The 15918-nt window shown below is 39.4% G+C and carries 37 protein-coding genes and 1 pseudogene; 26 read left to right on the forward strand and 12 right to left on the reverse strand.

The window, feature by feature from the left end; all coding sequences use genetic code 11:
* The 11 genes from DD649_RS11650 to DD649_RS11700 all read right to left on the reverse strand — a co-directional run.
* A partial coding sequence (locus DD649_RS11650; RefSeq protein ID WP_294107190.1) for a recombination protein NinB occupies positions 1–248 on the reverse strand: 248 nt, incomplete at its 3' end.
* A gap of 1 nt (position 249) precedes the next feature.
* Complete coding sequence (locus DD649_RS11655; RefSeq protein WP_294107191.1) at positions 250–471, reverse strand: hypothetical protein; 222 nt, start codon at positions 469–471, stop codon at positions 250–252.
* A complete protein-coding gene (locus tag DD649_RS11660; RefSeq protein ID WP_336430780.1) occupies positions 464–685 on the reverse strand; it encodes a Lar family restriction alleviation protein in 222 nt (73 codons plus the stop codon). The genes DD649_RS11655 and DD649_RS11660 overlap by 8 nt, the downstream gene beginning before the upstream one ends.
* Positions 682–855: a hypothetical protein gene (locus DD649_RS20100; RefSeq protein WP_336430781.1), complete on the reverse strand. Its 174-nt coding sequence runs from the start codon at positions 853–855 to the stop codon at positions 682–684. Before DD649_RS20100 ends, DD649_RS11660 begins: the two co-directional genes overlap by 4 nt.
* Positions 856–1065, reverse strand: coding sequence for a hypothetical protein (locus tag DD649_RS20105; protein ID WP_336430782.1), 210 nt, complete (start codon positions 1063–1065; stop codon positions 856–858).
* Positions 1066–1075: 10 nt separating this feature from the next.
* A complete protein-coding gene (locus tag DD649_RS11670) occupies positions 1076–1282 on the reverse strand; it encodes a hypothetical protein (protein ID WP_294107194.1) in 207 nt (68 codons plus the stop codon).
* A 132-nt stretch (positions 1283–1414) separates the two neighbouring features.
* Entirely contained in the window at positions 1415–2785 is a 1371-nt protein-coding gene (locus DD649_RS11680) for a replicative DNA helicase (protein ID WP_294107196.1), read from the reverse strand.
* 2 nt (positions 2786–2787) lie between these two features.
* Positions 2788–3627, reverse strand: coding sequence for a replication protein (locus DD649_RS11685; protein ID WP_336430783.1), 840 nt, complete (start codon positions 3625–3627; stop codon positions 2788–2790).
* Positions 3602–3775 carry a hypothetical protein gene (locus tag DD649_RS11690; protein ID WP_265494553.1) on the reverse strand — a complete coding sequence of 58 codons (174 nt, stop codon included), beginning with the start codon at positions 3773–3775 and terminating at the stop codon, positions 3602–3604. Before DD649_RS11690 ends, DD649_RS11685 begins: the two co-directional genes overlap by 26 nt.
* 21 nt (positions 3776–3796) lie before the next feature.
* Positions 3797–4141 (reverse strand): hypothetical protein, encoded by a 345-nt coding sequence (locus DD649_RS11695; RefSeq protein WP_294107198.1) that lies wholly within the window; start codon positions 4139–4141, stop codon positions 3797–3799.
* A gap of 115 nt (positions 4142–4256) precedes the next feature.
* Positions 4257–4484, reverse strand: coding sequence for a YdaS family helix-turn-helix protein (locus tag DD649_RS11700; RefSeq protein WP_294107199.1), 228 nt, complete (start codon positions 4482–4484; stop codon positions 4257–4259).
* A 98-nt stretch (positions 4485–4582) separates the two neighbouring features.
* Here DD649_RS11700 and DD649_RS11705 point away from each other — a divergent pair, with 98 nt between their 5' ends.
* The 4 genes from DD649_RS11705 (at position 4583) to DD649_RS11720 (ending at position 7950) form a co-directional block, all read left to right on the forward strand.
* Positions 4583–4954 (forward strand): hypothetical protein, encoded by a 372-nt coding sequence (locus tag DD649_RS11705; RefSeq protein WP_294107200.1) that lies wholly within the window; start codon positions 4583–4585, stop codon positions 4952–4954.
* 84 nt (positions 4955–5038) lie between these two features.
* Positions 5039–6055, forward strand: coding sequence for a nucleoid-associated protein (locus DD649_RS11710; RefSeq protein ID WP_336430784.1), 1017 nt, complete (start codon positions 5039–5041; stop codon positions 6053–6055).
* The gene (locus DD649_RS11715) at positions 6048–7244 is read left to right on the forward strand and encodes a hypothetical protein (RefSeq protein WP_336430785.1); all 1197 of its coding nucleotides are present in this window, start codon (positions 6048–6050) and stop codon (positions 7242–7244) included. The genes DD649_RS11710 and DD649_RS11715 overlap by 8 nt, the downstream gene beginning before the upstream one ends.
* Before the next feature lie 295 nt (positions 7245–7539).
* Positions 7540–7950: a hypothetical protein gene (locus DD649_RS11720; protein ID WP_294107203.1), complete on the forward strand. Its 411-nt coding sequence runs from the start codon at positions 7540–7542 to the stop codon at positions 7948–7950.
* A 113-nt stretch (positions 7951–8063) separates the two neighbouring features.
* Here the strand turns inward: DD649_RS11720 and DD649_RS11725 are convergent, their stop codons facing one another.
* On the reverse strand, positions 8064–8261 hold the full coding sequence (locus tag DD649_RS11725; RefSeq protein ID WP_294107204.1) for a hypothetical protein: 198 nt from the start codon (positions 8259–8261) through the stop codon (positions 8064–8066).
* A gap of 173 nt (positions 8262–8434) precedes the next feature.
* Between DD649_RS11725 and DD649_RS11730 the strand changes: the two genes are divergently transcribed.
* The 22 genes and pseudogenes from DD649_RS11730 to DD649_RS11825 all read left to right on the forward strand — a co-directional run bounded on the left by DD649_RS11730 (position 8435) and on the right by DD649_RS11825 (position 15824).
* The gene (locus DD649_RS11730) at positions 8435–8674 is read left to right on the forward strand and encodes a hypothetical protein (protein ID WP_154636493.1); all 240 of its coding nucleotides are present in this window, start codon (positions 8435–8437) and stop codon (positions 8672–8674) included.
* A 29-nt stretch (positions 8675–8703) separates the two neighbouring features.
* Complete coding sequence (locus tag DD649_RS11735; RefSeq protein ID WP_294107205.1) at positions 8704–8859, forward strand: hypothetical protein; 156 nt, start codon at positions 8704–8706, stop codon at positions 8857–8859.
* A 13-nt stretch (positions 8860–8872) separates the two neighbouring features.
* Positions 8873–9106: a hypothetical protein gene (locus tag DD649_RS20110; protein WP_336430786.1), complete on the forward strand. Its 234-nt coding sequence runs from the start codon at positions 8873–8875 to the stop codon at positions 9104–9106.
* A gap of 45 nt (positions 9107–9151) precedes the next feature.
* Positions 9152–9364: a hypothetical protein gene (locus tag DD649_RS20115; RefSeq protein ID WP_336430787.1), complete on the forward strand. Its 213-nt coding sequence runs from the start codon at positions 9152–9154 to the stop codon at positions 9362–9364.
* 63 nt (positions 9365–9427) lie between these two features.
* Entirely contained in the window at positions 9428–9628 is a 201-nt protein-coding gene (locus tag DD649_RS11745) for a hypothetical protein (protein WP_294104713.1), read from the forward strand.
* A gap of 20 nt (positions 9629–9648) precedes the next feature.
* Positions 9649–9789 (forward strand): annotated as a pseudogene (locus DD649_RS20120) (cell envelope biogenesis protein TolA); the annotation flags it as partial.
* 271 nt (positions 9790–10060) lie between these two features.
* On the forward strand, positions 10061–10210 hold the full coding sequence (locus DD649_RS20125; RefSeq protein WP_165568291.1) for a hypothetical protein: 150 nt from the start codon (positions 10061–10063) through the stop codon (positions 10208–10210).
* A 3-nt stretch (positions 10211–10213) separates the two neighbouring features.
* Positions 10214–10444 carry a hypothetical protein gene (locus DD649_RS20130; RefSeq protein WP_336430788.1) on the forward strand — a complete coding sequence of 77 codons (231 nt, stop codon included), beginning with the start codon at positions 10214–10216 and terminating at the stop codon, positions 10442–10444.
* Positions 10441–10647 carry a hypothetical protein gene (locus DD649_RS20135; protein ID WP_336430789.1) on the forward strand — a complete coding sequence of 69 codons (207 nt, stop codon included), beginning with the start codon at positions 10441–10443 and terminating at the stop codon, positions 10645–10647. The genes DD649_RS20130 and DD649_RS20135 overlap by 4 nt, the downstream gene beginning before the upstream one ends.
* Positions 10644–11570 (forward strand): RecT family recombinase, encoded by a 927-nt coding sequence (locus DD649_RS11760; RefSeq protein WP_336430790.1) that lies wholly within the window; start codon positions 10644–10646, stop codon positions 11568–11570. The genes DD649_RS20135 and DD649_RS11760 overlap by 4 nt, the downstream gene beginning before the upstream one ends.
* A complete protein-coding gene (locus DD649_RS11765) occupies positions 11570–12277 on the forward strand; it encodes a lambda exonuclease family protein (protein ID WP_294107327.1) in 708 nt (235 codons plus the stop codon). The genes DD649_RS11760 and DD649_RS11765 overlap by 1 nt, the downstream gene beginning before the upstream one ends.
* Positions 12255–12695: a single-stranded DNA-binding protein gene (gene ssb / locus DD649_RS11770; RefSeq protein WP_336430791.1), complete on the forward strand. Its 441-nt coding sequence runs from the start codon at positions 12255–12257 to the stop codon at positions 12693–12695. Before DD649_RS11765 ends, ssb begins: the two co-directional genes overlap by 23 nt.
* Positions 12696–12730: 35 nt before the next feature.
* Entirely contained in the window at positions 12731–13069 is a 339-nt protein-coding gene (locus tag DD649_RS11775; RefSeq protein WP_294107211.1) for a hypothetical protein, read from the forward strand.
* Between the two features lie 42 nt (positions 13070–13111).
* Positions 13112–13450 carry a hypothetical protein gene (locus DD649_RS11780; protein WP_294107212.1) on the forward strand — a complete coding sequence of 113 codons (339 nt, stop codon included), beginning with the start codon at positions 13112–13114 and terminating at the stop codon, positions 13448–13450.
* A 167-nt stretch (positions 13451–13617) separates the two neighbouring features.
* Entirely contained in the window at positions 13618–13899 is a 282-nt protein-coding gene (locus DD649_RS11785) for a hypothetical protein (protein WP_336430792.1), read from the forward strand.
* Positions 13899–14120, forward strand: coding sequence for a hypothetical protein (locus tag DD649_RS11790; RefSeq protein ID WP_336430793.1), 222 nt, complete (start codon positions 13899–13901; stop codon positions 14118–14120). The genes DD649_RS11785 and DD649_RS11790 overlap by 1 nt, the downstream gene beginning before the upstream one ends.
* Positions 14120–14467: a hypothetical protein gene (locus DD649_RS11795; protein ID WP_294107215.1), complete on the forward strand. Its 348-nt coding sequence runs from the start codon at positions 14120–14122 to the stop codon at positions 14465–14467. Before DD649_RS11790 ends, DD649_RS11795 begins: the two co-directional genes overlap by 1 nt.
* A 167-nt stretch (positions 14468–14634) precedes the next feature.
* Positions 14635–14811, forward strand: coding sequence for a hypothetical protein (locus DD649_RS11805; RefSeq protein WP_004916560.1), 177 nt, complete (start codon positions 14635–14637; stop codon positions 14809–14811).
* Between the two features lie 2 nt (positions 14812–14813).
* On the forward strand, positions 14814–15020 hold the full coding sequence (locus tag DD649_RS11810) for a hypothetical protein (RefSeq protein WP_294107217.1): 207 nt from the start codon (positions 14814–14816) through the stop codon (positions 15018–15020).
* A complete protein-coding gene (locus DD649_RS11815; RefSeq protein ID WP_294107218.1) occupies positions 15010–15246 on the forward strand; it encodes a hypothetical protein in 237 nt (78 codons plus the stop codon). Before DD649_RS11810 ends, DD649_RS11815 begins: the two co-directional genes overlap by 11 nt.
* Complete coding sequence (locus DD649_RS11820; RefSeq protein WP_294107219.1) at positions 15239–15631, forward strand: phage protein NinX family protein; 393 nt, start codon at positions 15239–15241, stop codon at positions 15629–15631. Before DD649_RS11815 ends, DD649_RS11820 begins: the two co-directional genes overlap by 8 nt.
* Complete coding sequence (locus tag DD649_RS11825; RefSeq protein ID WP_294107220.1) at positions 15624–15824, forward strand: hypothetical protein; 201 nt, start codon at positions 15624–15626, stop codon at positions 15822–15824. Before DD649_RS11820 ends, DD649_RS11825 begins: the two co-directional genes overlap by 8 nt.
* The last annotated feature ends 94 nt before the right edge of the window (positions 15825–15918 follow it).

Genomic DNA, 15918 nt, shown 5'->3' on the forward strand with positions numbered 1-15918 from the left:
TCATAGCCTAGAAAAGTATGCTTCATCATCTCCTTGACGCTCTCATCAGTGTGCTTGATGCCGTTATTGCATAAATGCTTGCTGATTTCGGCATACCAAACATGTGAAAGTGAATTCTGAGATAATGACCTGCGATTTTTCCAAGGCTTGATAATGATTCGGTGTGGTTGGTTTGTTGCTAGAACTTCTTTAAGGTGTTGCCATGCGGTATTTTTGGTTGATTCGTGGAAGAGAAAATCTGCTTCCAAGTTAACCTCCTTGCATTGCCCTTATCATTTCAACTAGGCACTTAGAGCCTTCTTTGGCTTCACGAATGAATTGTTTTTTTAATTCCCTGATTTGCTTTCTGGTTGGCTTAGCTTGGAACTTAAAGTGATCTTCATCGCCATGTGCTGATATTTTTAACATCCAAAACCTGCGATTCGTATTGAAGTTAACGTAATAGACCATTGCTTCTACTGGCTCACTCACTGCTAGCTCTCCTGTTCCATGCTGCTATGGCTGTTTGCCTTACCGAATCCCAATCAATAGCGTCTGATTCAGCCTCCGATTGTGGCTCTTCAACTCTCTCGCCAATTACAGTGCAGCTACAATCATCGTTTTTACACTGAACATACCAGCACAGGCGGTTATCTATTAATTCAGCCTCACCGCCGCAAAATGGGCATTTCTTGAGTTCGGTCATAATTTACCCTCGATAACCAAAACAGCGATAACCGCCGCTATTGGGTAAGTGATTATTTTGAAGTAGAAAATTAACATTTCTTTTTTTGTTGGTTTCTTGACTTGAAGTGCTCGCTCTTTCATCTGGCGACCGAGTAATTTTATATACTCGCTACTAATTGGCTTCATCATTCACCCTCTGGCATTGATTGGGGAGTACCACTCCGTTACATCACCCAATATTCTTCTTTTCCCGTTTCGGCTAAAATGAATAAATGTCGGGTTTTTCTCTTCATCGTGAATGAATATAGCTCTAACTATTGCGCCATTGTTCTTAGTGAGGACTACCATATAATCTTTAGGTAATCCCTCACTCACCTTAACCCAATTAGTTCCCTGCATTAGATGCTCCTTAGTCATAAAAATCAGCCTGTTTGCATAAAGTTAATAATCGAATGAATGTCTTACCGCGAGGATGTAATTTCTTTTTTTGATACCCACACTCCCAAAAGAAAGAATCTGTTGATATCCATCCCGCGCATCGATAAGTTCGCCAAGCTAAATTAGCCGCTTGCTTTTCGTAGGCCGCATTCAGCTCTGTTAACGTTGTTCCTTTCATCACTCAACACCTCGCTTAATTGACTGATTTAGCTCTTTAATTCGATTAGCGCACTCTTCCATTTTATCGAGTAATTCAAATACAAGTTTGAAGTCGATATTGTTCATCTAGAAGTCCTTATGATTTGGTGTGTTAAACGTCAGCGCCTTGGAATCGGCGTTGTTGAGGCTTGCTGCTTTGTAGGCAAGCATTAGCGGCTTCCATCTGGTCCACGTCCATAAAGTGTCCATTCTTAAATCGCTGGTATACGGTCCCTGTTTTGCCAAATCGGTTTTTGGTTACGATCACTTCAGCGTATGGGGCTGCTGATGAGTTTTCGTTGTAAACAGCATCACGATAAAGCATGACGATCAGGTCCGCATCTTGCTCAATGCTGCCTGAGTCTCTCAAGTCACCATTAGCGGGCCGCTTGTTAGGTCGCTTCTCAACTTCACGAGATAGCTGACTTAGTGAGATAACTGGCGTTAGTAACTCTTTAGCCATGCCCTTGAGGTTTGATGAGATGTAACCAATCGCCAAATCGTTACGCTCTGCTTTCGGTTTTTCTATCAGGCCCAAGTAATCGACTAGAATTAATGCCAGTGATGGGTATTGCTGCTTGTGACGTTTTGCTATGGCCCTGATTTGGTCCACATCCAATTTACTTGCATCGACAACCCAAACATCCAACTCTTGGACTTGCCCAATGCCGCGAGATACTCTGGCCCATCCTTCATCATCCATTTTTGCAGGGTTTCTCAGTGAAGAAACTGATAGGCCCGATGCTCCGGCAATTTGACGTTCCATAATTTGGCGAGAACTCATTTCCATTGAGAAAATCAGAACACCTTTTTTACGGCCCGTTTGCTTGTCGATTTGTGATGCTACCCCTTCGGTGATCCGCAGGGCCATTTCTGTTTTACCCATTGCCGGACGTGCAGCAATAATCACTAGGTCCACAGGGTTAATACCACCTGTAATCTCATCAAGCTCGTGAATGCCTGTTTTCAGCGTGTCGGATTCATCGCCGTTGGTTAGGCGCTGTTCTAACACTTCAGTAAAATCAGCTATCAGGTCCTTAGTGTGAACCGGTTTAATCTCATCGTTACCGGCCCGTAATTCATTGGCCTTTTTGATTAGTTGGTCCATTGCTTCGGCTGCGGCGTCAATCGTGCCCGATTCGATAACGTGACGGTGTTGGTCCATCAGCTTAATCATTTCACGGCGATTGTGGTTATCAGCAACCATCGTTGCGTAACCTTTCAAGTTTGCTGCGCTTGGGCAATCTTTAGCGGTTTGCATAATATCTGCGAAATGCTTGTCACCCATTGATTCGATGACCATCATTAAATCAATCATGCCGCGCGTCTTAGCTTGCTTTTGAATGACCTTGTAGGTTTCTCGGTAGAAATGGGATCCGAATGCTTCGGGCTTTAAAGTGGCGAGTACATCGGAGGCGTTGAGTGTTAATCCATCTTTCAGCAAGCCACCAATCACACTTGCTTCGATTTGTTGATTGACCATGACTATCTCCCTGTCAGGCTTGGTTTACCTTCGCGAACTGCTGTTAATGTATCTTCTTTGAGAAGGTGATCAATATCAGCGGTCCAGCCACTAGGATTGTCACCGAAATACCAAGGCTTAGCCATTCTCACAAATGCTCTAACGTAGGACCGCCAACCATCAACATTTGGCGTAGCCAGTTTAGATATGATTTTTTTAAATAAGCGCTTCCTTTTGTCATTCAGTACAGTTGCGTGAGGCAATCTATCCCCTACCTCTTCGTTGTAACTAATGAGATATTCATCGTAGTTAATTCTTTGAGATTTTCTCTTGGTAGGTTTAGCCAATTCTCCCCCTTTCACCTCTTGAGGGGTAAGGGGTGTATTATTGTCTTTATTCTCTTTTGTAATAGTGTCTATTGTGGTTAGCAACTTCTGCTTAGTTTCAATTGCAGGTTCTGCTAAGGTTTTCTTAGCAGGTTTAGCTAATGTTTTGCAGAATCCGTTATTTTTGGTTTCCCACTCAGAAAGGTTAGTGTTGATCCCCACTTTCCGACCTTGCTGGATAAGAACTTTTTTATTGATTAACAGGTTTTTAGCTGTTGAGCAGTGAGTGAGATGTTTACGTATCATGGTCTCTAATTGCTCATTGCTGATCCAGTCGACCTTTTTATTAAAGCCGTATGTTTTTCTCCACACAGCCATAATTATGCAAAGCTCTGTCTCACTTAATCCAGAGGCCATTGTGTACTCTAAAATCTCATCTGCTATTCTGGTGTAGCCGTTATCAAGGTCAGCCACTTTGCTCTCCGTGACCTCACTCTGAGGTCTAAAGTCATCAAGATATTTTACTTCTGCTAACATGCTGACCTCCTTGTTGCTTCTTAAACTCTTCGACAAATCGCTTGCCGAAATTCCTGTTATTTGCAGCTGCTACTAATAGTCCATCAGGGCTATCAGGATGCACTCTCTCTTCTTGATTTTGGTTGATAAATCTACGTTTCTTTGCCATAATTAACCTCATCAGTTGTTTTTAAATTAGTTCCAATTGAGCCTCATCGGTTGCAGCCTTTGAGGTTTTTCTTTTTAGCTTCCCGTTGTACTCGAGCATTTTGATAATCTGCTCTGCATAGTCACCTTCGATCACCACATTTCTAGTAGTCTCAGGCATTGATACCGCTTCTTCAGGCAGCCCGTAATGCGCTATAGCCTTACAAGCTAGTTTGAATATCCGATTCTTTTCTCGGCTTGATGCTGTTGGATGTATGCCCATTTCACTTGCAAATAAATTGTTACCCTCATCTAGAACTCTTTTGAAGAAGTAGCTCTCGAGCATTTCAGGCTTGCAGGTGATATTGATAGTTTTTGCGTAGTCCATAATTTATATTCCATTAAATAGTTACAGTTAGTCCGTTGCTCACGATCCTGTGAGTTAAGTTTTGCCGATTGAGGTCAAAGGGCGGAGGCTGATTTTTTAAAGAGCGGTTTGGTAGTTATGCAACTTCTAGTTCAGGCCAGATCTCATGCCAATCGTTAGGCCTTAAATCCTTACGTGTAACATTGCTGTTTGTAGCTATTTCAATTTCAACGCAACGTTTTGGAGAAATTGCGCTAATCCCTGACGCCATTTGAGAGAGGAAAGACTTAGAAACGCCGAGTTTATCGGCTAGCTCCTTAGCTCCTCCCCACTCAAGTGAGTCGATGTATTGCTTTAAATCCATAGTGTCGTACCTCCATTATTTTAAATGTGAGTTTACTAAACACTAAACTTATCGTCAAGCATTTGCTTGTTTAGTCATTACTAATCAAAATAAATAAAATGGACATAAAGAAGATCAGGCAGACCCGCCTAAAAGAATGGTTCAAAGATAAAACTTTGCCGACGAAAGAGAAAAGCTACCTATCTCAATTGATGGGCGGTAACTCTTCGTTTGGTGAAAAGGCAGCAAGAAGATTAGAACAAACATACGGGATGCCAGATGGATTCTTAGATCAAGATAATTCAGTAACATCAATTTCGGACAGTAAATATAAAGAATTAAGCAAAGAGCAAATCGAAATTCTTGAGCTGTATGACAGCCTCCCCAAAGAAGAGGCTCAGAGGTTCCTCAGAGAGATGAAGGCTAAGAAGGCACACTACGATGCAATATTCGAAGAGATGTTGCGTAAGCGTGGATTAGACGCATCTTAGCCAATAGCCTGACGACACGTTTTAGGGTGTGGTTGAGAAATTAGACTGTAACTATTGATATTTTTTAATATATAGGACGTTTAAATGACGGATAAAAGTATTAATGTTAGCCATGTGGTAGTTCATATACTGCATAAAGAGCAACATGAGTCACCATTAATTGAGCTTAGCCCAACCGAAACTAGCGTGACTAAATCATCAAAAAGGCTGATAAGCGATATTAGATCTAAATATTCTAGCCGCGCAAGCAAGGGGTATGGCTCATTTGTAGGTGATGTAGATAATTACCCAATGGAGTCAATGATAAATGACTATATAAATAATACTTTAGATTTCTATAAAACGACCTGTAGAATGATGGACCATCTATTATCACGAGCTGTAGATGAGCCGCTATCAACTGGTGGCTATGTTCTCTTTTCTCATGTTAATACTGATGAAAACGAATATATATTAGTTGCAATAGTAAACTCCAGAACTGGTTCAGCAATCAATGCTAGCTTCGATATTGAAGATAGCGTATATCTTGATATATCAAATTTAAAAGTAGCAGGAAGAATAGACTTAACATCACTAAATAATGGGTCAGATAGATACATTAGCTTTCTCAAGGGGCAGAGTAATATATCTAATTACTTTAAAAAATTCCTTGGCTGCAATGATGTAATGATCGCAAAAAGAGAAACAGAAAAGCTAAGTGATGCGTTAAAATCCTTTGCTGATGAAATGAAGTTAAGTAAAGAAGATAGAGATAGATTCTTTGAAAAATCACATGAGCATTTAAAAGACCTAAACCAAAAGCAGCTTCCAATAAATCTAGAATCTTTCGCAAATGCAGTATGGCCTGACGCACCAGAAAAATTAATTCATAAGCTAAGTGATGAAAATCTAGAGATTTCCGACGGGTTCATCCCTGACGCAGCAACTATCAAGGGATTAGTATCTTTCAAAGGAAAAACCAGCCACTGGGAAATTAAATTTGATAGAGCTGGACTATTGGATGATTCTATTGTCTTTAACGAAAAAAGAAATGAGCTTATACTAAGAAATATACCAGAGTCTCTGCGATTAGAACTCATAAAAGAGGTAAAAAGTGATTGATGATTTTGAGCGGCTAACAAGAATATATAAACAGATGAATTTTAACTATAATTCATCTGAAGTTTCTTTGTTGCTCAATAGCGAAAATGATTGTAATTTCATAAAAAAAATACTTGTATCGCCAAGAGAATACGGTATTGAACTGGCTGACTCCACTGAATCTATAAATGAAATAGTTCAATGTGGAGAATCTATCAATTTGTTAGTTTTCCCCCCAAGGATTGGCTTAGGTAGATTATACAATGGCTATTCTGATTTATTGCGCTCTACTGAAAACCTCTACAAGGAGCCAGTTAAATTTTTTATAAAAGAGAGTAAATTCTTTAATTGCGATACATTCGAGCCTGATTTCATCAAGAACTATAGAGCTATAATCAATTTTTTATCTCTGTTAAAAGATGCATCTGCATATTTTGATGAAAGCAATTGTGAATTGGTGTTTTTTGATCATGATTTATTCAAGATATCGATTCATTATAGTGACAACGATGTCCATAATCTAGATCTTAATGAACTAGAAATGTTATTTTCACTATTCAATGAAGATACGCATAAAGAACAAAAATTAAAGATATTAATAGAAAGTATAAAAACAATAACCGATGAAATACAGCCAGATCTAATACTTAGCTACACCATAAACAATATAAAACTTCTTAAATATCAGTTCGATAAAGGATATCGGATTTTTTCTTCCGCCTTCTCTTATGATAAAGTGATGGATAAGTTAAGAGCAGCTAAAGTTGAAGAGATTGGGAAAATACACAAAACTTTCGCTGATATACAAAACCAAATACTTGGTATCCCTGTGGCTACCATAGTAATAGCGACACAAATGAAGGAAGCAAATCAGTGGGGATACCAATCCATAGTTAACTCTGCTGTACTTTTTGGGTGCTTTATCTTTTCCTTTTTAGTAATTCTTATGCTATGCAACCAATTACAAACCCTGAAAGCCATCAAAGAAGAGCTAAAATATAAGAAAAAACAAGTTAAGAGAGAATATTCATTAATATCTGAAGACATTAATAGCGTTTTTGACAATATATCGACAAGATTAATGATACAAAAAATAGCATTCTATATTATAGGATGCGTTTTGATTATAGGCTTATTATCTACAATAATTATATACTTCTATCTAACAGAAACAGCATGGAATTACATCATAACATTTAGTTGTGATTGATAAGCCTATCCAGCCCTCCCCGCGAGGGCTTTTTTGTGTCCGCAATTCCCCGACAGTGTGATTTTCCTCGCAAGATAAATAATTTTTAAAAATAAATTGAGTTAAATTTCAATTATTTGTTCATCATTTACTAAATTATGTTTAGTAAACACTTGACGATAAGTTTAGTATTCAGTAACCTTTATCACATCAACGGCAAGCAAGACACACCAGCAAGCCATGCTCTTTAAAAATATAGCAGTACGGACAATGACATCTTGTCCAACATTTCACTGAGTGAGTTTTGGGATTGGTCATGAACTCTGTAGCCAAAGGCAAAACAGGAATAGTGGATAGAGCGCCACTGGCCAATCACCAAAACTTATTCAGAGGAGGCAGCATGACAACTTACTTTCAACCGTTAAAAACGTTACCTAAGCAATCAGGTGAGCAGAAAGCAGTAGAAGTTAAACATGTAAACAGTGATTCATATAAAGCGCGTCAATACGCTAGATATGCAGCTTTCAGGGCTAGAAAACTGGAAGCCGAAGAAATTGCTAAAGCTAACTCAGTGAAGGAAAAGAAAGTGCGCCCTGTTCTGTCTTTACGGGTGAAACGGGATCACGCAAGTTTAGATAATCGCTGCTTGAATGACGTGGCTATTTACTCAACCACAAAGTACAGAGAGCAGCCTAAAACAGAGTTTGGGATAACAGCGAGGGCATAACGTGAAATTCATCATCAACTGTCCGGTATGTCATAAAGATTTCGACACAAGAACGCCAGCCATGCATATCAGGCAGCATCATAAAGACGCTACTGACCATGAGCTAGTGAAGATTAGAAACGCTCGCAGGAATGCGATACACGCAAGCAACCACGGCTACGCAAGCCGATTATGAGTGATGGAAGTGTTACAGCAAGGGGATGAATATGCGTCAACCAGTTTATACAAGCACAACGGAGGTACATTTCACATTGTACCGCAAGCCAGAAAGCAATAAGCATGGCGACGAAAGAGGTCGCGTGTGGTTTCATCGATACAGCAACTTTGAAAGATGGTTCTTTAGAGCGCCAAAACTCATTAGAACAATACCTTTTAAATTAATATGAGTTAACTAATTACAGTCCATCAAGGTGGGCTGTGGTGAGTTGATTAATAGATAGGAGATAGAGATATGTGTGATTGCTTTACTAAATTAGGCGATGACATGGAAAGTCGCATCAAAGCAAAACTACCTGAAGGCGCAAGCCTACGGTCTTCTGGCTGGAAACAATCAGGCTTGTTTATGTCTGGTGGCGTCATGTCAGTTAATTATTTCATTGAATACAACGCCAGTTATCAGGAAGTCAAAAAGGACGGCACACCGAAAGCCCGCCTAACAAAGCAGGATTTTCCAGTTACGTTCTCATTCTGCCCTTTCTGTGGCGTGAAATGTGAAAGCAACTAGCATCGTGTTTAGTTAATAACGGAGGGAGTATGACAATGTTTGAAGTTCAGCTTTTTGCATACGGGCAACACTTTCATTTTATTTTCATTCAAGCTGAAGATATGGAAGATGCAGAAGAGCAAGTGAATATTCTAAATTCTATTGATAGTGATGTTAGCTTTCAATTAACAGGGCATTCGAAATAGTTTAGGAGGGAGTATGACAGATAAAACAGGCGGAGCAGCTTTTCCAATTCCAGCAACAGAATTGCATGGCACTGCCACAGGCATGAATTTACGTGATTATCTAGCTGCCAAATGTATGCAAGGTGATTGGGCTGCACAACAAGAAGAGAATGGATTCTTTTCTCATGAATGCACGGATGAGCATTTAGAAAAATTTGCAGCATTCTACTACCGCATGGCAGATGCAATGTTAAAGGCTAGGGGGTGATATGGATTTAAGCATAGTCCAGCGCCGTGGGTTGCAGCTGAATTCTTGGATGGATTTAACATTAAAGATGAGAAATACGGTAGGCACATTGCATTCACTCCGAAACAGAATAACGCCCATCTAATCGCAGCAGCACCTGAGTTATTATCCACACTGCAATTAATCATTAGTTATCACGACGATGGTAACGAAGGGTTGCATCGTGAAGATTTAGAGATGGCACGTAAAGCAATCGCAAAAGCCCTCGGTCAGCAGTAACTCACCACTTAATCATTCATATCGCTATTATATAGTGAGGAATACGCACATAAGGAATTAATTATGAAATTCACAGAAGCAGAAAGTAATCCAATTGCAAATAACAATAAACCAGTTCAAGCCGTAACTATCGGTAAGATAACGATTTCACAGTTTGGCGATGGACAGCTATGGATAGAAGAACCAAGCGGTGAGCATGGCGGCTCATTCAAAGAGTCCGATATCGCTAAATTACTTGAAGAATATCATGCCAAAAACTTCTAAACGCACATAAGGAATAGGAAATGGCAAATGAATTAGTCGTAATTGAGAAGTCGACAGCGCTTGAAGTATTTAAGTCATCGGATAGCGTCGAAGATATCATTCGTAAAGTAGAGCAAGAAGTTAACTCTTTTATTCCTGATGTCACCACTGTTAAAGGTCGCATCGGCTGCCCATGCTGTGGTCACAATGAATTTCACAAGGTTAAAAGCGGAGGTGAATGTGAGATTTGCAGCGGGACAGGCTCAGTTATAGATGCCGAGTTTGCTCAATACTGTAATGAATCCGATTTTGATGTTAACGAACATATTCATATAGCTATAGAAGTAAATAACAGATTTATATCCCTAGGCATCATCTAGCAGTAACCCACCGCACCAACACCAGAACACTTTCAATAACAATCGCTATCAATCGATACGTGAGGGATTTCTTATGCCAAAAATTAACGAATTGAAACGTCAGGAACTCAGCTATCGACTGAATAGCGAGAGCTTCAAGGATGAAGTTAAAAACAAAATTAAGTGGGATTGGATAGCTGTTGTTATCGCCCTACTCATTATTTTAACGCTGATATCGAGGTGACTTATGCCAGTGAATATCCTAACCGATGGCTATAAGCCAGATATAAGCCCTTACAAAAACCACTCGCTAACCATGGAAGGTTACGAACTAAAAAGCTTGCGTGGCGACACTAACGCGATATTTAGGGCAATGGAAAGCCCTTTTGAAGATGTCATTGAGTATGCAGCTAGCAAGGGAACGCTAGATGAACTCATTCAAATGGCAATCGAGAAAAAAGGTAAGGACGCAGCATGAGAATTTCAGAGTATGAAAATTTCGTCACCATTCCAGACCGTGAGCACCTAGCAAATCAGGATGATGAGCTAATAAATGCCACTACTGAATTAATTTGGAATGCCCTTCCCTCTTCAGTCAAAAAGAAAATGACTGAGCAAGAATCAGACGAAGCATGGAAAGCTTGGTTTGAGCTAGCCAAAAGCGAAAGGAGGCTATTGTGAGTACAGCAGTTCAAAAGGTATACGAAATTATTAACCCACTCAAAACGGAATTTGAGCAGGTATGCAGCGAGCCAAGCATAGCATTTAAAAGGGAGTCTGAATTTGCTATGCAGCTATTCGCAAATAACGATTATCTAGCAACTGTCGCTGTGAATAATGTTGTTTCAGTTCGAAGTGCTGTGATGAATATCGCAGCTATCGGTATTAGTTTGAATCCAGCACAAAAACTGGCTTATCTAGTTCCTCGCGATAAAAAAATATGCCTCGATATTAGTTACATGGGGTTGATGCACATCGCCCAGCAATCAGGTGCTATTGACTGGTGCCAATCTAGCATTGTTCGAAACAATGATAATTTCCAGCTCACATCAATAGATACAGCCCCTCGTCACGAATATAACGCCTTTGCTACTCAAGAACAGAGAGGCGAAATTGTTGGCGCTTATACGGTAGTTAAAACGAAAACAGGCGATTACTTAACTCACACAATGGCTATTGCAGATATATACGCAATCCGCGAAAGGTCATCAGCTTGGAAAGCTTGGATATCTAAAAAGGAAAAATGCCCTTGGGTTACAGATGAAGAGCAAATGATCCTGAAAACTGTTGTTAAGCAAGCCGCTAAATACTGGCCTCGCAGGGAGCGACTAGATCAAGCCATTGACTACGTTAACACTGAATCTGGCGAAGGCATCGACTTTAAAAGCGAACAGTCACAACCTCGCGATGTTACGCCAGCCAGTGAACAACAAATGGAAGATATCACAGAACTAATGATTAAGGTCAACGGTGAATGGAGCGACGCATTCATGACATTCATTAGTAAACGATTTAAGCGTCAAATATCACATCCAACTGAGATAACCGCTTTTGAGGCTAATGACATTATCGACATGCTAAGGAAAAAGGCAGAAGGAAAATGATTAACAATGACATCATTCTAAGCAAAACAGGCATCGATTTAACCAAAGTAGAGCAAGGAAGCGAAGAGTGGTTGTCAATAAGGCTAGGCGTTGTGACTTCCTCTGAGGCATGGAAAGTCATATCAAAACCAAGGTCTGGTACTAAATGGTCAGACACAAAGAAAACATATCTAAACACCCTTATTGGTGAAGTTTGCACGGGAGTTTACAAGGAAGTATCAGCAAGGACGCTGGAATGGGGTAAAAACTACGAATTAGAAGCAAGGATGACATTCGAATTTTACACCGGATTAACGGTAAAGGAAGTGCCAATAATATTCAAAGACGAGCAATTACGGATAGCTTGCTCACCAGACGGCATTTGTAGTGACGGCTCAGGATTAGAGCTTAAATGCCCGAATAACACGGACGTATTTATCGACTTAGCATTGAACGGAATCGATGCAATGAAAAAGGAATATGTGGCTCAAGTTCAATATTCCATGTGGGTTACAGGTAAGGATATCTGGCACTTTGCAAATTTTGACCCACGAATGCCAGCAGGGAAAGAAATCGCATATTTCCCTGTTGAGCGTGACGAAAACATGATGAAAGAGTTTGACGAATTAGTACCCGAGTTCATTGAAGTAATGGATCAGGGTTTAAATAAATTAGGTATTCAATTTGGCAACCAGTGGAGATCATATGTCAAACAAGAATCAATGTAGCTTTACAGGCCGCATAGGAAATGACTTGGAATTAAAATATTCAGCAAAAGGCGATGCGGTTTTAAGTATTAACCTTGCAGTATCTAAACAATATAAGGATTCACAAGGTAAAAAGCAGGAAAAAACCACTTGGGTTCGCTTGGTAGCATTTAGGCATCACGCAGATTTTCTTAAAAATTACGCGAAGAAAGGCTCATCGCTTCGAGTTGAGGCAGAATATATTGAGCGAAAATGGCAAGACCAAAATGGAGCAGATAGATATACGTCTGAGTTTTATATTACTGATGTAGAAATAACTAGCGGATGGGCTGAGCAGCAAAGTCAGCAAAATAACCAACAAACTGGATGGGGACAACCTCAGCAACCAGCTCAGCAAAACTTCGAGCCACCACAGGACCTTGAAGATATCCCCTTCTGACCTTTCCCTATGTGATTTAACCAAAGGATATAACCATGAAAACTCTACATGGACGCTGCATCCAACAATGGAAGCGGCGATTCAAGCATATTTGTGATTCGAAGGTTTCACCCTATTTCAGAAAGCGCGACTTAAATGGATTTTGCCGTGAATCTGGCGTCATTACTGCCGATATGATGATTTTAAATATGGCAGAAGGAAATGCCAAATTTGATTTTAGTGGAAAGCGACACGGATGGTCGTCTGAATTTTCAAAGTTCTTTGACGAGAACCGAGAAAAATATATGACCGAAGCTCGTTTGTTTCTCAATGAAGAAGCTACTAACGACGAAATAGACGACTTAATCGAAGAAGAGATTTCAAACTGGAATTAATTCAAGGATATATTTGCAAGGATGCAAACAGGAGATAGATATATGACAAGTAAACTCAAAAAAGAAATAAGCAGCATTATGGATAGAGCAGCAATGGGTAATGCGACCGTCTGTATATTAAATCGCTTCGCCAGCACTGTTCAGGTAGCTGCATTTTTAATTAGCAAAGGCAAAGCAAAAGAAGCTACTGACTGGCTATATGGCGCTTTGGAATGGGACTCCGAGGTTGATATTTTTGGCGACCTGAAAGATAGCGACGGCAATTCAGAAGATGTTCAGACTTGGTTTGACAAGCAAATGGAAGGCGAAATTAGCTTTGCAGAAGCAATTGAATTAATCCGCAAACATTACACCGAACTAGAAAAGCTACGGACAGCTTAATTTAACTCGCAGGGATGCAATGAATAAAAAAAGCCGACACAGGGAGCATCGGCGAGGACTACAAAAATAATTAGAAAGTTCAAATTAACTATAGATTATAAATTAAAAATAGTTATGAATTATTTTAATCCTAGCGATTAAATAGATGCAATGAAGAGGAGTGAATAATGGCAATAGTTCAGTTTTACATAGCTGACAGTAAAGACGAAAACCCATCAGAAATTACCAACAACCTACGCTATGAATTACCAGACGACCATAACTTCAGTGCTGATGATGACCTAGATTTATGCATTGAAGAATGCACTGGATATTATCACCATGACTGTGATGGATGGGAGAGCAGATTTCCATGTTTATTCATGCTCTGGATTGACGATGAATACCTAGGGATATTTGAGGTTGAGCGTGAATTTGAGCCAGTGTTTTCAGCTAAAAAGGTGGAGTGATGAATAAATCATTAACAGACCGTCAAATCGTAGATATAGCTAATGAACTGGCACGTGTTTACTATAAGCGTCTAGGTTATGAAGTGCCATTTGGTTATCGCTTTGACAAAGCCAGTCATCCGCAAGAGATTGCGTTATTCGATATGGCCTGCATTGCTTTTGATGTCCTGCGCGAAACTAGCGTTATGGATGCGTTGAGTAACTTTGAGGATGATGAGTGATGGATAAATCAAGGCAGCAATTTGAAGAGTTTATTAAGTTTCACATGGATGATGCAGAAATAAATAATAAATTCGAAACAGCAAATAAAGGAATGAATTACGCTGACCAACATGTAGATATTATGTGGATTAGCTGGCAAGAATCACGCGAGAGTTTAATTAATAACTTGCCAGAAAGTATTAAATGCCCTACAGCACCAGAATTAATATGGCTACAAGTTGACCCTGAACCAGAGGAGATAAATAAACCGGAGTTTCCAGTTAATTTACGTAGTGATGATGTAACTTGGTGTGCAGGCAGAATTCATCCAACTGACACGTTATATATTCGTGCTGATTTAATTTAAAAGTAAATAACCATGCAAATAATCGGATATGTATTACTCATGCTAATACAGGGTTCTGCTGTGCCTGTTACAGAGCAAATATACACACAGCAAGAATGCGAGACCCGTGCTATGCAGATAATGCAGGTGCGGGATGTTGAAATGGTTTGTGGAGAGGTGATTAGATAATGAAAATAACAATTGAATGTAAAGATAATGAGTATTTGTTTGCTCTTGAAGCAGCAAAAACAATTATCAGTAATAAACCAGATGTTAATGCGTTAGCTGTAGCTACTGGTGATGGAAAAACAGCGTATGGCAAAAAATCGCATGCAGGCAATTACAAAATAACTGTTAAGGATTAATAATGAAATTTAAAGTCGGCGATAAGGTTAAATATATAAACAACCCAAATAATTATACTGGGGTGTTTAATGTGGGCGATAGTCTAGAGATTATTAATATTATTAATATAGTTGGGGAAAAAGCGCCCTTATATGCATGCATTAAAGACAACCCAGAAATATATGAATGTTTTGATGCATACGAACTGGAGTTAATCAATGAAAATTAAATTACTTAATGATGGCGGCTATAGCGGTCATGAAGGATTCGCTTTTACTAAAAAGTTTCCCATTACTGCTAATCTAATGAGAATAGATGGAGGGATAAGTGATGGCCTTGCATACGTATCTGGTGAGGAGATGATTAACATTGGATGTGTGTGTGACCGTGAAGAAGTTTTTAATTCGCCATTTTCTTTTTATATAGGTTACGAATGCGAGATTATCAATGAATAAATACACAGAACTATCTGACTTCGAGATTAATAAAAAGGTTGCTATCTCCATTGGCTTTTCATGTTATTACGGAGACGGTAGTTATACAAGTGGCGGAGGGCTTCGCGCTGCAATTGTGAGAGGGAAAAATCACAATGGTAATTTTATGCTAGGAGGATTCGACCCATGCAACAACCCAGCCGATGCAATGCCGATTATTATTGAGAATAATATCGACCTATTAAATGGTGAAAATATGATGCCTGAATTATTTGGTCATCATAGCACATATACGCTGCATAATTTTAATACACCAATCGCGGCAGATTCACTAAAAGAAGATAAGACTATTTATAGATTGGGCATGGAAGCTTTCTTAATGAAAAAGGATGCGGAGAATGAATAATATAAACATCGGCGATAAAGTAATTCTTATTGATGATGGTCATTCTGATTATTGCGGATATATGGATGGTGATATTTTAACGGTAATTGAAATAAATCCGCTTGATGATTTTAAATATGTTTGCGGAGATGGAGTAAAACATAATTGCCGATTTAAAGAATCTGAAATAGAAAAATACAACCAAATAGCATAGGTGGTCTATGACACCACAAGAGCATGAAAACGGATTGCGAAGTGTGGCTAAAAGGTGCCACACAGAACTAAAGAAATACGACAAACTAACCACC

Origin of the sequence: Providencia sp. (assembly GCF_003533305.1) — a bacterium.
Lineage (GTDB): Bacteria > Pseudomonadota > Gammaproteobacteria > Enterobacterales > Enterobacteriaceae > Providencia.

What these genes read in the sequence shown, in the direction of transcription:
- DD649_RS11695 (WP_294107198.1), bottom strand. Translation starts at nt 4,141, where the DNA reads ATGGACTACGCAAAAACTATCAATATCACCTGCAAGCCTGAAATGCTC.
- ssb (WP_336430791.1), top strand. Translation starts at nt 12,255, where the DNA reads ATGTCAAACAAGAATCAATGTAGCTTTACAGGCCGCATAGGAAATGAC.
- DD649_RS11780 (WP_294107212.1), top strand. Translation starts at nt 13,112, where the DNA reads ATGACAAGTAAACTCAAAAAAGAAATAAGCAGCATTATGGATAGAGCA.
- DD649_RS11705 (WP_294107200.1), top strand. Translation starts at nt 4,583, where the DNA reads ATGGACATAAAGAAGATCAGGCAGACCCGCCTAAAAGAATGGTTCAAA.
- DD649_RS20110 (WP_336430786.1), top strand. Translation starts at nt 8,873, where the DNA reads ATGACAGATAAAACAGGCGGAGCAGCTTTTCCAATTCCAGCAACAGAA.
- DD649_RS11775 (WP_294107211.1), top strand. Translation starts at nt 12,731, where the DNA reads ATGAAAACTCTACATGGACGCTGCATCCAACAATGGAAGCGGCGATTC.
- DD649_RS11745 (WP_294104713.1), top strand. Translation starts at nt 9,428, where the DNA reads ATGAAATTCACAGAAGCAGAAAGTAATCCAATTGCAAATAACAATAAA.
- DD649_RS20135 (WP_336430789.1), top strand. Translation starts at nt 10,441, where the DNA reads ATGAGAATTTCAGAGTATGAAAATTTCGTCACCATTCCAGACCGTGAG.
- DD649_RS11685 (WP_336430783.1), bottom strand. Translation starts at nt 3,627, where the DNA reads ATGTTAGCAGAAGTAAAATATCTTGATGACTTTAGACCTCAGAGTGAG.
- DD649_RS11725 (WP_294107204.1), bottom strand. Translation starts at nt 8,261, where the DNA reads ATGAAACCACACGCGACCTCTTTCGTCGCCATGCTTATTGCTTTCTGG.
- DD649_RS11670 (WP_294107194.1), bottom strand. Translation starts at nt 1,282, where the DNA reads ATGAAAGGAACAACGTTAACAGAGCTGAATGCGGCCTACGAAAAGCAA.
- DD649_RS20105 (WP_336430782.1), bottom strand. Translation starts at nt 1,065, where the DNA reads ATGCAGGGAACTAATTGGGTTAAGGTGAGTGAGGGATTACCTAAAGAT.
- DD649_RS11730 (WP_154636493.1), top strand. Translation starts at nt 8,435, where the DNA reads ATGGAAAGTCGCATCAAAGCAAAACTACCTGAAGGCGCAAGCCTACGG.
- DD649_RS11710 (WP_336430784.1), top strand. Translation starts at nt 5,039, where the DNA reads ATGACGGATAAAAGTATTAATGTTAGCCATGTGGTAGTTCATATACTG.
- DD649_RS11805 (WP_004916560.1), top strand. Translation starts at nt 14,635, where the DNA reads ATGAAAATAACAATTGAATGTAAAGATAATGAGTATTTGTTTGCTCTT.
- DD649_RS11790 (WP_336430793.1), top strand. Translation starts at nt 13,899, where the DNA reads ATGAATAAATCATTAACAGACCGTCAAATCGTAGATATAGCTAATGAA.
- DD649_RS11825 (WP_294107220.1), top strand. Translation starts at nt 15,624, where the DNA reads ATGAATAATATAAACATCGGCGATAAAGTAATTCTTATTGATGATGGT.
- DD649_RS11820 (WP_294107219.1), top strand. Translation starts at nt 15,239, where the DNA reads ATGAATAAATACACAGAACTATCTGACTTCGAGATTAATAAAAAGGTT.
- DD649_RS11735 (WP_294107205.1), top strand. Translation starts at nt 8,704, where the DNA reads ATGACAATGTTTGAAGTTCAGCTTTTTGCATACGGGCAACACTTTCAT.
- DD649_RS11660 (WP_336430780.1), bottom strand. Translation starts at nt 685, where the DNA reads ATGACCGAACTCAAGAAATGCCCATTTTGCGGCGGTGAGGCTGAATTA.
- DD649_RS11700 (WP_294107199.1), bottom strand. Translation starts at nt 4,484, where the DNA reads ATGGATTTAAAGCAATACATCGACTCACTTGAGTGGGGAGGAGCTAAG.
- DD649_RS20100 (WP_336430781.1), bottom strand. Translation starts at nt 855, where the DNA reads ATGATGAAGCCAATTAGTAGCGAGTATATAAAATTACTCGGTCGCCAG.
- DD649_RS11720 (WP_294107203.1), top strand. Translation starts at nt 7,540, where the DNA reads ATGAACTCTGTAGCCAAAGGCAAAACAGGAATAGTGGATAGAGCGCCA.
- DD649_RS11690 (WP_265494553.1), bottom strand. Translation starts at nt 3,775, where the DNA reads ATGGCAAAGAAACGTAGATTTATCAACCAAAATCAAGAAGAGAGAGTG.
- DD649_RS11795 (WP_294107215.1), top strand. Translation starts at nt 14,120, where the DNA reads ATGGATAAATCAAGGCAGCAATTTGAAGAGTTTATTAAGTTTCACATG.
- DD649_RS20130 (WP_336430788.1), top strand. Translation starts at nt 10,214, where the DNA reads ATGCCAGTGAATATCCTAACCGATGGCTATAAGCCAGATATAAGCCCT.
- DD649_RS11815 (WP_294107218.1), top strand. Translation starts at nt 15,010, where the DNA reads ATGAAAATTAAATTACTTAATGATGGCGGCTATAGCGGTCATGAAGGA.
- DD649_RS11810 (WP_294107217.1), top strand. Translation starts at nt 14,814, where the DNA reads ATGAAATTTAAAGTCGGCGATAAGGTTAAATATATAAACAACCCAAAT.
- DD649_RS11785 (WP_336430792.1), top strand. Translation starts at nt 13,618, where the DNA reads ATGGCAATAGTTCAGTTTTACATAGCTGACAGTAAAGACGAAAACCCA.
- DD649_RS11680 (WP_294107196.1), bottom strand. Translation starts at nt 2,785, where the DNA reads ATGGTCAATCAACAAATCGAAGCAAGTGTGATTGGTGGCTTGCTGAAA.
- DD649_RS20125 (WP_165568291.1), top strand. Translation starts at nt 10,061, where the DNA reads ATGCCAAAAATTAACGAATTGAAACGTCAGGAACTCAGCTATCGACTG.